The organism is Aliiroseovarius sp. S2029 (assembly GCF_023195575.1).
GTDB classification, from domain to species: domain Bacteria; phylum Pseudomonadota; class Alphaproteobacteria; order Rhodobacterales; family Rhodobacteraceae; genus Aliiroseovarius; species Aliiroseovarius zhejiangensis.
In genome coordinates, this window is record NZ_JALPQE010000001.1 from 902,635 (window position 1) to 915,996 (window position 13,362).

At 59.5% G+C, this 13,362-nt stretch carries 13 protein-coding genes and 1 tRNA gene; 10 read left to right on the forward strand and 4 right to left on the reverse strand.

Translation table 11 applies throughout. The features are described 5' to 3' along the window. Positions 1-81 precede the first annotated feature (81 nt). Positions 82-966 (forward strand): zinc-ribbon domain-containing protein, encoded by an 885-nt coding sequence (locus MUY21_RS04520; RefSeq protein WP_248409149.1) that lies wholly within the window; start codon positions 82-84, stop codon positions 964-966. 53 nt (positions 967-1,019) lie between these two features. Here MUY21_RS04520 and MUY21_RS04525 read toward each other — a convergent pair whose 3' ends face one another. Beyond that, entirely contained in the window at positions 1,020-1,880 is an 861-nt protein-coding gene (locus MUY21_RS04525) for a MurR/RpiR family transcriptional regulator (RefSeq protein WP_191286639.1), read from the reverse strand. A gap of 117 nt (positions 1,881-1,997) precedes the next feature. On the opposite strand from MUY21_RS04525, the gene MUY21_RS04530 reads away from it, so the two are divergent. The 7 genes from MUY21_RS04530 to MUY21_RS04560 all read left to right on the forward strand — a co-directional run bounded on the left by MUY21_RS04530 (position 1,998) and on the right by MUY21_RS04560 (position 9,706). After that, positions 1,998-2,774 (forward strand): N-formylglutamate amidohydrolase, encoded by a 777-nt coding sequence (locus tag MUY21_RS04530; RefSeq protein WP_248409150.1) that lies wholly within the window; start codon positions 1,998-2,000, stop codon positions 2,772-2,774. Beyond that, the gene (locus MUY21_RS04535; protein ID WP_248409151.1) at positions 2,771-3,289 is read left to right on the forward strand and encodes a TRAP transporter small permease subunit; all 519 of its coding nucleotides are present in this window, start codon (positions 2,771-2,773) and stop codon (positions 3,287-3,289) included. Before MUY21_RS04530 ends, MUY21_RS04535 begins: the two co-directional genes overlap by 4 nt. After that, positions 3,279-4,604, forward strand: coding sequence for a TRAP transporter large permease subunit (locus tag MUY21_RS04540; RefSeq protein ID WP_191286642.1), 1,326 nt, complete (start codon positions 3,279-3,281; stop codon positions 4,602-4,604). The genes MUY21_RS04535 and MUY21_RS04540 overlap by 11 nt, the downstream gene beginning before the upstream one ends. 51 nt (positions 4,605-4,655) lie before the next feature. Then, a complete protein-coding gene (locus MUY21_RS04545) occupies positions 4,656-5,690 on the forward strand; it encodes a TRAP transporter substrate-binding protein (RefSeq protein ID WP_248409152.1) in 1,035 nt (344 codons plus the stop codon). Between the two features lie 67 nt (positions 5,691-5,757). Further along, complete coding sequence (locus MUY21_RS04550) at positions 5,758-7,119, forward strand: glutamine synthetase family protein (RefSeq protein ID WP_248409153.1); 1,362 nt, start codon at positions 5,758-5,760, stop codon at positions 7,117-7,119. A 62-nt stretch (positions 7,120-7,181) separates the two neighbouring features. Continuing rightward, positions 7,182-8,564, forward strand: coding sequence for an aldehyde dehydrogenase family protein (locus MUY21_RS04555; protein WP_248409154.1), 1,383 nt, complete (start codon positions 7,182-7,184; stop codon positions 8,562-8,564). Next, complete coding sequence (locus tag MUY21_RS04560) at positions 8,561-9,706, forward strand: iron-containing alcohol dehydrogenase (RefSeq protein ID WP_248409155.1); 1,146 nt, start codon at positions 8,561-8,563, stop codon at positions 9,704-9,706. Before MUY21_RS04555 ends, MUY21_RS04560 begins: the two co-directional genes overlap by 4 nt. Before the next feature lie 71 nt (positions 9,707-9,777). Here the strand turns inward: MUY21_RS04560 and MUY21_RS04565 are convergent, their stop codons facing one another. From MUY21_RS04565 to MUY21_RS04575, 3 genes are all read right to left on the reverse strand, one after another. After that, entirely contained in the window at positions 9,778-10,191 is a 414-nt protein-coding gene (locus tag MUY21_RS04565) for a universal stress protein (RefSeq protein WP_248409156.1), read from the reverse strand. Positions 10,192-10,329: 138 nt separating this feature from the next. Beyond that, positions 10,330-11,568 carry an AGE family epimerase/isomerase gene (locus MUY21_RS04570; protein WP_248409157.1) on the reverse strand — a complete coding sequence of 413 codons (1,239 nt, stop codon included), beginning with the start codon at positions 11,566-11,568 and terminating at the stop codon, positions 10,330-10,332. Positions 11,569-11,700: 132 nt separating this feature from the next. After that, positions 11,701-11,777, reverse strand: a tRNA-Met gene (locus MUY21_RS04575). A gap of 142 nt (positions 11,778-11,919) precedes the next feature. Between MUY21_RS04575 and MUY21_RS04580 the strand changes: the two genes are divergently transcribed. Further along, positions 11,920-12,432 carry an acyloxyacyl hydrolase gene (locus tag MUY21_RS04580; protein WP_248409158.1) on the forward strand — a complete coding sequence of 171 codons (513 nt, stop codon included), beginning with the start codon at positions 11,920-11,922 and terminating at the stop codon, positions 12,430-12,432. A 203-nt stretch (positions 12,433-12,635) separates the two neighbouring features. Beyond that, positions 12,636-13,223: a hypothetical protein gene (locus tag MUY21_RS04585; RefSeq protein ID WP_248409159.1), complete on the forward strand. Its 588-nt coding sequence runs from the start codon at positions 12,636-12,638 to the stop codon at positions 13,221-13,223. Positions 13,224-13,362: the final 139 nt, after the last annotated feature.

Sequence of the window (13,362 nt, forward strand, 5' to 3'; positions counted from 1 at the left end):
GATTTTCGCCGGGAAACTGGCATATTGAGGTCGAAGTGGCAGGAAAAACCCGGGTCGAATGCCGGGGATCGAGGAAAGCATATGCGTCTGGTTTGCCCAAGTTGCGGCGCGCAGTACGAAGTAGATGACCGTGTGATGCCCGAAACCGGGCGCGACGTTCAATGTTCAAATTGCGGACATGGTTGGTTTCAGTTGCCGCCCAGCGCAGAAAAAGCGGCTGCGGAAAAGGCCAGCGCGCCTTCCCCATTCGACGACATCGACGAACTGGATGACGTGGCGGAAGAAACGCCAACCGCACCCATCAGCGAAGTCGAGGATGCGCCCGTGGATGCACCCGACGAGGATGCGCCCCCGGCAGACACAGCGGACGCGTCCAAGGACATTCCGTCCGAAGGCAGCGTCGCGGATACCCCGCCTGCACGGCAGCTGGACGACGACGTCCGCTCGATCCTGCAAGAAGAGGCCGAGCGCGAACGCAAGGCCCGCGAAAGCGAACGCGAGGGTCTGGAAACCCAGCCCGACCTGGGGCTGGACGACGCCCCGGCGACCACCTCCGACAACATCGACAAGATGATGGCGGATGAACAAGCAGCGATCGAGGACGACGCTGCAACGACATCCGACGACATCAAGGCCCGCAACGTCCTTCCGGATATCGAGGAAATCAACTCGACCCTGGATGCCCCTGCGGACGAACCGTCCGAGGTCGCCACGCCCCCCGCAGACGGGGCCGAAGCGGCAACCGGCGGGTTCCGTCGCGGCTTTATCCTTGTCGTTGCCCTGGCCTGTCTGCTGGCCATCCTTTACATCTTTGCGCCGGTCATCGGGGAGCGTATTCCCGCCATCCGGCCCGCGATGGATCAGTTCGTCGCCCTCGCGGACACGGTGCGCATGGGATTGGAAGAACTCATGCGCTCGGCGATTGGCAAGATGCAGGGCCTGATCGACAAACCTGAAGCCAGCTGAGCTGACCGCATCGGAAATGTTGCATTCACGCGGCGCGTCAGGTGCCTCCAAAGTCAGTTGCTACGGAAAATTCGTGATTCCCCGATCATCTCTTCAAGGGCCGTGATCCGGTCCGTGCTGTCGCTGCGGCTTTGGATTTCGGCCACCAATGCCTCGATCAGGAAGTTGATGGCCAGCGTCGAATCCCAGCTTGACGGGACCTCGACCATGCTGCGGAAACAGAAAGTGGCATAGCGTTCGATCGGGGATCCCCACTGATCGGTGAACAACACCACATTCGCCCCCTGGTCGACCACCAGCTTTGCCAGACGTTCCAACTCTTTTTCATAGCGGCGAATGTCGAACACGATCAGCGTTGCGTTTTCGTCCATATCCAGCAGCGATTGCGGCCAGACGCTGGGCGAAAAATCCAACTGCGCGACACCGGGGCGAATGATCTGAAGGTGGTTGAAGAAATAATGCGCGTTTGACCGGGTGATCCGCCCCCCCAGCAAATAGAGTCGCCGGTTTGGGTCAGACAAAAGTGCCGCCGCCTTGTCAAATTCGTCCAGATCCAGCCTTTCGAGGCTGCGATTGATATTGCGGGAAACGGCTTCGGCAAAGCGGCTGACGATATGGTCCTTGCCCGCCGACAGTTCCGCGGTTTCCAGCTTGGCCAGCGGCTCTTTCATCCGGGCTGCTATTTCTTCGCGGATGGCGTCTTGCAGGTCAGGAAAACCCTGATAGCCCAGCTTGCGTGCCAGCCGAATGATCGTGGGCGTTGACACCTCGGCGCTTTCAGCCAGCTTTGTGATCGACTGCAACCCCGCCACCAAACTGTCATCCAGAAGTGTTGCGGTCAGGCGCCGTTCAGCCGCCGTCAATTCGTCCTGCTTTTCCCGGATCAGATCTTTGACGAGGGGTTTCTTTCCCATTTGTTATCATTCCAATCATAGATCTCGGCGCTGTAGCAATAACTACAGAATACATCTTGACACAAGCAGACTCGGTGTAGTGATAATTACATAACGACAAACAGGGGGGCAAGGAGAATGCTCGGAACAGCTTGGCCGGCGGCCGCGCTGATCGGTGCTGCGGGCATGGCGCCCATAGTGCTGGTCTGCGAGCACGCATCCCATTTCATTCCGCCCGAATACGGTGCGCTCGGGCTGGAGGGCGATGCTCTGCTGTCACACGCCGCCTGGGATATCGGGGCGTTGGACGTGGCAAAGTGCCTGAGCACCCGACTGGATGCCCCCCTTGTCGCCGGTCAGGTCTCGCGCCTGGTTTACGACTGCAATCGTCCGTTGGAAGCCCCCGATTGCATCCCGGCTCGAAGCGAGTTGATCGACATACCGGGCAATGCCGGCCTTAGCGATGCCAAAAAGCAGCAACGTTTCGACACCGTTCACACCCCGTTTCATGCGGTGGTCGATCAGGCGATCGACCGGCAGCTTGCGCGATCCGATGCGCCGATCCTGCTGGTCACGGTGCACAGTTTCACCCCCGTTTATCATGGGCAACGCAGGACGCTGGACATCGGCTATCTGCACGACAGAAACAGCCGCGCAGCCGAAGCGGCCCTGAAAATCGAACAAGAACAGGGCGTCTTTCAGACCGCGATCAACGAACCCTATGCGGCGCGCGACGGCGTGACCTATTCGCTGGCCAAACATGCCGAATCGCGTGGGCTGGACAATGTCATGATCGAAATCCGCAACGATTTAATCGACACACCCGCAACCGCCGAAGCCATGGCCGATCACCTCGCCAAAACGCTGAAACAGGTCATGGCAAACCTCACCTCATCGGAAGCTGTCAAAACATGACTGCACTTCGCAAATTCATCAGCTTTGTTGACCAGATCAACTATCGCATCGGGCGGGTGACCATGTATGGCATCTTCGTCATGATGGCGATCCTGCTGTGGTCCTCGATCTCGAAGACCTTTTTCAACCCGTCGCTCTGGACGCTGGAAATGGCGCAGTTTGCGATGGTCGCCTACTACATTTTGGGCGGACCATACTCGATCCAGATGGGGTCGAATGTGCGGATGGACCTTCTGTATGGCAGCTGGAGCACACGGCGAAAGGCTGCGGTGGATACCGTCACGGTCCTGTTCCTGATCTTCTATCTGGCGATCCTGTTGTGGGGCGGGATCGACAGCACCGCCTATTCCTTCAAATACGGAGGCGAACGCAGCCCGACCGCGTGGCGCCCCTATCTTTGGCCCATCAAGGTGATCATGTGCACCGGCATCACCCTGATGCTGCTGCAAGCCATTTCCGAACTGTTCAAAGACATTCTGCGCCTGCGCGGTGAGGAGATCAACAATGTCGTATGAGATGATTGCGATCTTCATGTTCGCAACCATGATGGCGATGCTTCTGACCGGGCAGCGCGTGTTCGGCGCCATCGGCTTTGTTGCCGTGATTGCGGCGCTGGTGCTGTGGGGCGACCGGGGCGGGTATGACATCGCGTTTTCGTCCGCGATGAAACTGATGAAATGGTACCCGCTTCTGACCCTGCCGATGTTCATCTTCATGGGCTACGTGCTGTCGGAATCAAAAATCGCCGACGACCTTTACAAGATGTTCCACGTCTGGATGGGCGGGCTGAAAGGCGGGTTGGCGATCGGCACGATTGGCTTGATGGTCCTGATCTCGGCGATGAACGGGCTGAGCGTCGCGGGCATGGCCATCGGCGCGACGATTGCCCTGCCCGAGCTACTGAAACGGAACTATGACAAGCGAATGGTGACGGGGGTCATTCAGGCTGGGTCGTCCTTGGGCATTCTGGTGCCGCCATCGGTGGTGCTGGTGCTGTATGCGATGATAGCGCGGCAACCTGTTGGGCAATTGTGGCTGGCCGGTGTCGTTCCGGGCCTGATGATGGCCGCGATGTTCATCATCTACATCGCCGTGCGTTGCCACCTGAACCCTACCCTTGGCCCTGCCCTGCCGAAAGAGGACCGCGACATTCCGATGTCCGAGAAACTGGCGCTTCTGCGCGCCGGGATGCTGCCGCTTGTGATCTTTGCCGCGATGATGGTGCCCTTTGTGAATGGCTGGACCTCGCTTGTCGAAAGCTCGGCCATTGGCGCACTGACAGCCTTTCTGGCGGCGGTCGTGAAGGGACGGATGACCCGCGAAGTATTTGAAACCTCGGTCCGCATGACGCTGGGTATCAGTTGCATGTTCATGTGGATCATCCTGGCCGCGCTGGCCTTCGGCGCGGTGTTCGATGGGCTGGGCGCGGTGAAGGCGATCGAGACCCTGTTCACCGAACGGCTGGGCTTGAACCCGTGGGTCATCCTGATCCTGATGCAGCTGAGCTTCATCCTGATGGGCACGTTTCTGGACGACACCGCGATGCTGGTCATCGTGGCCCCGCTTTATGTGCCGCTGGTCGCCGCCCTTGGGTTCGATCTGATCTGGTATGGTGTGCTCTATACGATCACGACTCAGATTGCCTATATGACGCCGCCCTTCGGCTATAACCTGTTTTTGATGCGCGCGATGGCGCCCCCGGAAATCACGCTGCGCGATATCTACGGCTCGATCCTGCCGTTCGTGTTGGTGATGGTGCTGGCCCTGACGCTGGTCATCCTGTTCCCCGACATCGCGCTGTGGCTGCCGGGGTGGGTTTACGGAAACTAGAGGAAAGAGCCTGACGAAACAGGCCGCAACATTGCAACAAGGAGAGAGAAAATGACGACAAGACGCAAGTTTATCGCCGGAGCCGGTGTCGGTGCGCTGGCCGCCCCATTGGCGACCCCCGCATTGGCGCAATCCACGATCAAATGGCGGATGCAGACCTATGCTGGTCCTGCACTGGCCGAACACGTGGTCAAGCCCGCCATCGACATGTTCAACCAGATCGCGGGCGACAAGATGCAGATCGAGCTGTTCTTTGCCGACCAGCTTGTGCCCACGGGTGAACTGTTCCAGGCCATGCAGCGCGGTACGATCGACGCAGTGCAGTCTGACGATGACTCGATGGCATCACCGACCGAAGTGACCGTGTTTGGCGGCTATTTCCCGTTTGCCTCGCGCTATTCATTGGACGTGCCGGTTCTGTTCAACCAATACGGCCTGAACGAGATCTGGGACGCCGAATATTCCGCAGTCGGGGTGAAACATATCAGCGCAGGCGCATGGGATCCGTGCCACTTTGCCACCAAGGACCCGATCAACTCGCTTGAAGATCTGAAGGGCAAACGCGTTTTCACCTTCCCGACCGCTGGTCGGTTCCTGGCACAGTTCGGCGTCGTGCCTGTCACCCTGCCGTGGGAGGACATCGAGGTCGCGGTGCAGACCGGTGAATTGGACGGCATCGCCTGGTCTGGCATCACCGAGGATTACACCGTTGGTTGGGCCGATGTGACCAACTATTTCCTGACCAACAACATCTCGGGCGCCTGGGCCGGGTCGTTCTTCGCCAATATGGATCGCTGGAACGAATTGCCGGACGATCTGAAAACCCTGTTCCGTGTTTGCTGCGATCAATCGCACTATTATCGCCAGTGGTGGTACTGGGGCGGCGAAGCCAGCCTGCGCGTGAACGGGCCGAAGATGGAACTGACCACCATCCCGGACGCCGAATGGGCGCAGGTCGAAGAAGCCGCGATCAAGTTCTGGGACGAGATTGCCGCGGAAAGCGAAACCAAGGCGAAAGTCGTGGACATCATCAAGAAGTACAACGCGGACATGCAAAAAGCTGGCCGTCCGTATCGTTACGGATAAGCATGGCATCACGCATCCTGCCGGGCGGCCCGAGCCGCCCGGCACTGTTTCAAAAGGTTTTCACAAAATGTCGCCCACACTTTCGTTCGATGATCTGAAATCCCAAACCGCCGCTGGCGAGGTCGACACCGTTCTGGTGTGCTTTGTCGACATGCAGGGCCGGCTGATGGGCAAACGATTTCACGCAGGCCACTTTGTTGCGGGCGCTTGGGAGGAAACCCATTGCTGCAACTACCTTCTGGCCACGGATCTGGAGATGGGGACGCCGGATGGCTATGCCTCGACCAGTTGGGAACGCGGCTATGGCGACTATGTGATGAAACCCGATCTGGACACGCTGCGCCCGGTGCCGTGGCTTGAGGGTACCGTGATGGTGCTGTGCGATGTGCTGGATCACCACACACACGAAGACGTGCCCCATTCACCGCGCGCCATCCTGAAGCGGCAGGTCGCACGTCTGACCGAGATGGGCTTTGACGCGATGTGCGCCACTGAACTGGAGTTTTTCCTGTTCGAGAAGAGCTTTGACGAAATCCGCAAAGAGGGGTTCCGCAACCTCGCCCCGATCTCGGGTTACAACGAAGATTACCACATCCTGCAAACCACCAAGGAAGAACACGTGATGCGGCCGATCCGCAATCACCTGTGGAACGCCGGGCTGCCGATCGAGAACTCGAAAGGCGAGGCTGAGTGCGGGCAGGAAGAACTGAACATCAAATACGCCCCCGCGATGGAGACGGCAGCGTTTCACACAATCGCCAAACACGCGGTGAAGGAAATCGCATGGCAACAGGGCCATGCCGCCAGTTTCCTGCCGAAATGGCATCACGAAAAGGTTGGCTCCTCCAGCCATGTGCACATGTCATTGTGGAAAGATGGCCAGCCCGCCTTCGCAGATCCGGACGACAAGCTGGGCATGTCGGCGCTGATGAAGAACTACATGGCCGGGCTTTTGAAATACGCGCCGGACTACACTTATTTCATGGCGCCTTACATCAACAGCTACAAGCGGTTCATGAAGGGCACCTTTGCGCCAACGCGGATCATATGGTCGGTGGACAACCGCACGGCGGGCTTCCGGCTGTGTGGCGAGGGCACCAAGGCGGTGCGTGTGGAATGCCGTATCCCCGGGTCTGACATGAACCCCTATCTGGCCATCGCCGGGATGTTGGCCGCTGGCATTGCGGGGATCGAGGAAGGGCTGAAGCTTCAAGAACCAACCGTGGGCGATGTCTATCAAGGCGATACCGGGATGATCCCCGGCAACCTGCAAGCGGCACATGATGCACTGCATGGGTCGGCTATGTTACGGGCGGCGATGGGGGATGAGGTCGTCGATCACTATACCCGCGCCGCCGAGGTCGAGATCGAAGAGTTTGAACGCGTAGTGACTGATTGGGAAATCGCGCGTGGGTTTGAGAGGGCGTAAACAAGGGATTCTTGCCTCCGGCGGGGATATTTACGGCCAGAAGAAACATGAAGGATTGGCGCATGGGCCAGGAATTGAAATGTGTGTCACCGATTGATGGATCGGTTTTTGCAACGCGCGAGACAATGTCTCGCGACGATGCGTTTGCTGCCGCCAAACGCGCGCGTGAGGCACAGGCAGAGTGGGCGGCACGACCGCTTCAGGAGCGGATCGACCTTGTGATGGCGGGGGTTGCCGCTGTGGGTGCGATGAATGACGAAATCGTGCCGGAACTTGCCCATATGATGGGACGCCCTGTGCGCTATGGCGGTGAGTTCGGCGGGTTCAACGAGCGCGCCAGCCATATGGCCGACATCGCGGCCGAGGCCCTGGCCGACATCGAGGTCGGCGAGGATGCGTCGTTCAAGCGCTATATCAGGCGGGTGCCGCATGGCGTGGTGTTCGTGGTGGCACCGTGGAACTATCCCTACATGACCGCGATCAATTCGGTGGCGCCCGCGCTGATCGCGGGCAATACCGTGGTTTTGAAACACGCCACCCAGACGCTTTTGGTCGGCGAACGGATGGCCGCTGCCTTCCATTCGGCGGGCGTGCCCGAGGACGTGTTCCAGAACGTGTTTTTGTCGCATGACGTGACCAACGACCTGATCGCGGGGAATGCGTTCGACTTCGTGAACTTCACCGGTTCGGTCGGTGGCGGTCAGGCGATGGAGCGGGCTGCGGCTGGCACCTTCACCGGCGTGGGTACAGAGCTTGGTGGCAAGGACCCCGGTTATGTGATGGACGACGCCGATCTGGACGCAGCGGTGGACACCCTGATCGACGGGGCGATGTTCAACGCCGGGCAATGCTGCTGCGGGATCGAACGGATCTATGTACACGAAAGCCTGTTTGACGACTTCGTGGCCAAAGCGGTCGAGATCGTGAAGGGCTATAAGCTGGGCAACCCGCTGGACCCGGACACCACGCTTGGCCCGATGGCCAATGTTCGCTTTGCCGCCGAGGTGCGCGCCCAGATCGACGAGGCGCTGGCGGATGGGGCAACCGCCCATATCGACACTTTCCCCGAAGATGATGGCGGCGCCTATCTGACGCCGCAGATTCTGACCAATGTCACCCATGACATGCGGGTGATGCGGGATGAGAGCTTCGGCCCCGTTGTCGGGATCATGCCCGTCAAGGACGATGCCGAAGCGATCCGCCTGATGAATGACAGCGAGTTTGGTTTGACCGCGTCACTCTGGACGCGCGACCTTGAACGTGCGCAAACCGTCGGTGATCAGGTCGAGACCGGCACGGTCTTCATGAACCGCGCCGATTATCTTGACCCGGGCCTGTGCTGGACGGGTTGCAAGAACACCGGGCGCGGTGGGGGGTTGTCGGTGATCGGCTATCAGAACCTGACCCGCCCCAAATCCTATCATCTGAAAAAGGTAACATCATGAGCCTTGTTGGTAACTGGTCCTATCCGACCGCGATCAAATTCGGCGCAGGCCGCATCAAGGAACTTCCCGAAGCCTGTGCACAGGCGGGCATCAAACGCCCTCTTCTGGTGACAGATAAGGGATTGGCCGACCTGCCGATCACCCGCGACACGCTGGACATCCTGGACGCGGCCGGGTTGGGTCGAGGTCTGTTCTCGGACGTGGATCCGAACCCGAACGAGGTGAACCTTACCGCTGGCGTTGAAGCCTACAAGGCGGGCGGACATGATGGTGTGATCGCGTTTGGCGGCGGATCAGGGCTGGATCTGGGCAAGATGGTGGCCTTCATGGCCGGGCAAACCCGTCCGGTCTGGGACTTCGAGGATATCGGTGACTGGTGGACGCGGGCCGATGCAGACGCCATCACGCCCATCGTCGCCGTGCCAACGACTGCTGGCACCGGGTCCGAGGTGGGGCGCGCCAGCGTCATCACCAATTCGCAAACACATGAGAAGAAGATCATCTTTCACCCGAAGGTGTTGCCCAGCGTCGTCATTTGCGACCCCGAACTGACCGTTGGAATGCCGAAACTCATCACCGCTGGCACCGGGCTGGATGCGTTCGCCCATTGCGTCGAGGCCTATTCAAGCCCCCATTACCACCCTATGAGCCAGGGCATCGCGCTTGAGGGGATGAAGCTGGTGATCGACAACCTGCCCCGCGCTTATGCCGATGGCAGCGACATTGATGCGCGCGCCAACATGATGAGCGCGGCGGCGATGGGCGCGACGGCCTTTCAGAAAGGGTTGGGCGCGATCCATGCATTAAGCCACCCGATCGGCGCGATGTATCATACGCATCACGGCACGACGAATGCGATCTGTATGCCCGCCGTACTGCGGCTCAACGCGCCCGCGATCAAGGATCGTTTCGATCTGGCCGCAGGATACCTTGGCATCAAGGGTGGTTTCGAAGGGTTCCAGCGCTTCGTGCAGGAGTTCAACGACAGCCTTGGCATTCCGAAACGCATCAGCGATCTGGGGGTGAGCGATCCGGATATCGACAGTTTGGTCAAGGGCGCGCTGATCGACCCGTCATGTGGGGGCAACCCCATCGAACTGACCAAAGACAACCTGACCAAGCTGTTCCACGAGGTTCTGTAACCTGTGCTGCACAGACAGCGACCCGCACCATTTCGTGCGGGTCCTATCGTGGGAAACAAGCGCCGGATGGATCAATCGCGCGAACGCTGGACGTGCACCGCACAGGGGCAATGGCGCACGACACGCGCCGCAGTCGAGCCGAGGAAAAAGTCACTCAGCCCCGGTTTGTGCGACCCGATCACGACGCAGTCGATGTCATGTTCACGCGCGTATTCCACGATGGTCTGCGCAGTGTGTCCTTTCAGAAGGACAGATGTCACCCCTTTCAGGCCCTCGGTTTTTTTCTCAAGCGCGTTGCGGGCGTGTTCAAAGCCTGCGCGCACGATGTCCTCGTTCAGATAGGCGCTGACTGACCCTTGCGGCACTTCGTGCACATGGAGGGCAGTGATTGACCCGCCTTTGCCCAACAGGCTGCGCGCGATTTCCAGTGTTTCGGACGAGATGCCATGATCCAGCGCCATGGGGACAAGAATTTTCTTATACATAAGAACCTCATTCAGTGGTGGTTTGCCGTCAGTATAGCGAATCAATCCCGTCCGCCCCAACTGTACAGGTTGCGGCGTTCCTGCGCCTTTCAAGCTCTTCACGCATTGATGCACATCATGCCCGCCCGCTTTTGGGCACTATCGGGCCAGAACGCCATCAAGGTCCGTCGCCATGCGCGACAACCGAGGCGTCAGGGGATAAAGGCAGGCTTGCACCGCATGGTAGATGTCGGGTTTGCCAGAAAACTGGGTGGTGGTCGGTTGCCCTTGTTCATCAACCTCTGGATACCATCCGCCGCGCTGATGGTCGATGAAACTGGCGTCCGCAAAGCGCCACAGACGCGAGTACCATTCGCTTTGCTCCTCGGTCCCGCCCAACTTTAGAAAGCTGGCAAGCACACCGATGGCTTCGGTGACAGGCCACCAGTATCGGGCCCGGATCGCGGGTGCGCCGTCCAAACCCAGCGTGTAATATACGCCGCCTCTGTCGGCATCCCACCCGTCCATCAACGCACGTTCGGTCAGCGCCCAGGCAGCGTCGCGCGATCCGTCATCGGGACGCCCGCGCAGATCCCAGTATTGCAAAAGCAACCGGGCAAGTTCGAAAGAATGGCCCGGTGTCGTGCCCGCCGGGCGAAACATCGGGTTGCCGCTATAGGTCCAGTCCACCTGCCAGTCCGCGGTATAGTGTTCTGGCAGCCGCCACCCCTCGGACGGAGCAATCCTGCCGATAAAGAACGCCAGAATGCGCCCGGCCTTCACAAGATACTGATCCCACCCGGTGGCTTCGTATGCGGTCAGCAATGCCTCGACAGCATGCATGTTGGCGTTCATCCCGCGATAGGTTGAAAAGGGCGACCAGTCGCGGTTCCATTCGTCCGCGAACAGGCCGGCATCGTCCTCCCAAAACCGGCGCTCCAACGTTTCGGTCACATCGTGGATCAGGCGATCGGCATCAGGATGTCCGGCCAGCTTGGCGCTGGCCCCGGCAAGCAGCACGAAAACATGCCCATAGGCCAGCTTGCGCGCATCATGCACCTTGCCGCCCTTCACGGCCCAAAGATAGCCACCATGGTCAGGGTCGCGATGATGGTGCCAAAGATAGTCAATCCCGGCCTCAATCACCGCCTCGCATCCCGCCGCCCCCGCGAGCTTTCCCAGCACATAGCTGTGCGTCAGACGTGTGGTCGTGTGCAATTCCTGCACATTGCTGCCCAGTGGAGTGCCGTCATGCCCCAACACATAAAACCCACCCTCAGGCCGCAAGCTGGCTTTGAAGAACGAGAATTGACGCCGCGCATCTTCAACCAGAAAGTCGTGATGCTCTGGCGTGCCGAAGCGGTGCTGCGGGGCGGAAGGGGGAAGATCTGATCTCATACGCAACCTCGGTAAGTTGCCAGGCTGCGCATGTCCAGCCAAACTCTGCCTTTGATCCGCGCCGCCTGAAAGCGGCAGCCCGAAAAAAGCAAAACCCCCGCGGCGAAGCCTGCGGGGGTTTTGCTGTTTGATTGGTTGCGGGAGCAGGATTTGAACCTGCGACCTTCAGGTTATGAGCCTGACGAGCTACCGGGCTGCTCCATCCCGCGCCAATGCGGTGTATATAGGCCGGTGATTTCAGGACTACAAGCGCATTCGGCAAAAAAACCCGAACAAATGCGGTCGCGTCGTCACCTGCGTGACATCGACGCTGCAAAAGGGTAACTGTCTGAGAACACGAAAGGAAGTATCATGGACGGCACGCTCGCGGTCTTGTTTCTGCTGACCGGGCTGATTGATATGTGGGTCAATCACTGCCACACCGGCTGCATGAAACCCGCAGCCACCGTGGCACGTCACGTCATATCGGCGGGCGACGTGATTTTTGAAGCCGATTCCATTGGAGCCGAGGTCTATTATCGTCACGACCTTCCCGTCAGCATTGGTCCGTTCCAACCGGCAATCGGCGTGTCCGTGGATACGCTGGGCGATGTCTGGGTCGGGTTGGGCGCGGTGAACGCGTTTCATCTTTGGGGCGGACGGTCTTTTGCTCAACTTTCGTTCATGCCCGGCCTGTGGCTGCGCGGTGATGGCCCCGTCATGGGCCACCCGGTCGAGTTCCGGTCGGGTGTCGACGCGGGATTCGAGCGGCCGGACGGTCTGCGATATAGCGTTTCGCTGGATCATCGCTCGAACGGCGACATTGTGCCCGTCAATCCGGGGTTGGAGACATTGCAACTGCGCTTTTCCCTCCCGTCCAAATAAATCCGCTCGCGCGAGCCGGAGCTTCCGATTGCCGTGGTGTTCCTCTCACTTGCCAGCGTTCAGGATTTGCCCAAACCCCGCAAGGGGCGCATAGTTGAGGGGTGAAAACCCTGTGCGCCCTGCTCCTTTCCGGCCTCATCACGCTCGTCCAAAGTTTGCCCTTGGACGCGGCCGATTATGATGCACTGCTGACCACTCCGAGAATGGACCCCTGTCACCAGTTCACCGCCGATGCGGATACGGTGGTGCTGTATCTTGACATGGGCGCCGAAGGCGAGGTGCAACTGGCCCTGCCGCGTTCCTATCTGGAAGATCGCGCCGATCAGCAAAGCGGGCTGCGGCACGGGTCGCTTCTTTTGCGCATGATGCTGGAAAGCTTCCTGCCAGTCAGCCGGGCACAGGCGCTGCGGCTGTCCGCCACCCGGCAAGACCGAACCCTGCAGGGCGCCTTCGTCACCATGCTGATCAGCGACCTTCCAAACCTCGAAGCAAGGATGGATGAACTGACCCGGACACCGCTGGACCCTGCCCCGAATGAGGTTGGCCTGTTCCGCCTTTCAACGACCGATCCGGCACGCCGTATCGGCTTTGCCGCCCTGCGCCCCGATGGCACCTTGCGCGCCGTCATAGAATGTACAGCCTCTGAAACCGCACAGCGGCAAACCTGCACGCACCAACTGCGCAGCAGCGGTGTGGACGTGGTGTTGGATTACAACGCCGACCTGTTGCCAGGGTGGAAAGACATCCAATCACGGGCAGAGCGGTTTCTGGAATGTGCAGCGGATGGCTGAGAGGCTTTGAAACCGGTTAGGGCGCCAGGGACGTCAGTCCAAACAAAAAAAAGGGCGTCCCGAGGGACGCCCTTTCCGGTCAAGAACGTGAGGCGTTCTTACTCGATGATTTTCGACACAACGCCCGAACCGACGGTGC

What these genes read in the sequence shown, in the direction of transcription:
- MUY21_RS04520 (WP_248409149.1), top strand. Translation starts at nt 82, where the DNA reads ATGCGTCTGGTTTGCCCAAGTTGCGGCGCGCAGTACGAAGTAGATGAC.
- MUY21_RS04525 (WP_191286639.1), bottom strand. Translation starts at nt 1,880, where the DNA reads ATGGGAAAGAAACCCCTCGTCAAAGATCTGATCCGGGAAAAGCAGGAC.
- MUY21_RS04530 (WP_248409150.1), top strand. Translation starts at nt 1,998, where the DNA reads ATGCTCGGAACAGCTTGGCCGGCGGCCGCGCTGATCGGTGCTGCGGGC.
- MUY21_RS04535 (WP_248409151.1), top strand. Translation starts at nt 2,771, where the DNA reads ATGACTGCACTTCGCAAATTCATCAGCTTTGTTGACCAGATCAACTAT.
- MUY21_RS04540 (WP_191286642.1), top strand. Translation starts at nt 3,279, where the DNA reads ATGTCGTATGAGATGATTGCGATCTTCATGTTCGCAACCATGATGGCG.
- MUY21_RS04545 (WP_248409152.1), top strand. Translation starts at nt 4,656, where the DNA reads ATGACGACAAGACGCAAGTTTATCGCCGGAGCCGGTGTCGGTGCGCTG.
- MUY21_RS04550 (WP_248409153.1), top strand. Translation starts at nt 5,758, where the DNA reads ATGTCGCCCACACTTTCGTTCGATGATCTGAAATCCCAAACCGCCGCT.
- MUY21_RS04555 (WP_248409154.1), top strand. Translation starts at nt 7,182, where the DNA reads ATGGGCCAGGAATTGAAATGTGTGTCACCGATTGATGGATCGGTTTTT.
- MUY21_RS04560 (WP_248409155.1), top strand. Translation starts at nt 8,561, where the DNA reads ATGAGCCTTGTTGGTAACTGGTCCTATCCGACCGCGATCAAATTCGGC.
- MUY21_RS04565 (WP_248409156.1), bottom strand. Translation starts at nt 10,191, where the DNA reads ATGTATAAGAAAATTCTTGTCCCCATGGCGCTGGATCATGGCATCTCG.
- MUY21_RS04570 (WP_248409157.1), bottom strand. Translation starts at nt 11,568, where the DNA reads ATGAGATCAGATCTTCCCCCTTCCGCCCCGCAGCACCGCTTCGGCACG.
- MUY21_RS04580 (WP_248409158.1), top strand. Translation starts at nt 11,920, where the DNA reads ATGGACGGCACGCTCGCGGTCTTGTTTCTGCTGACCGGGCTGATTGAT.
- MUY21_RS04585 (WP_248409159.1), top strand. Translation starts at nt 12,636, where the DNA reads ATGGACCCCTGTCACCAGTTCACCGCCGATGCGGATACGGTGGTGCTG.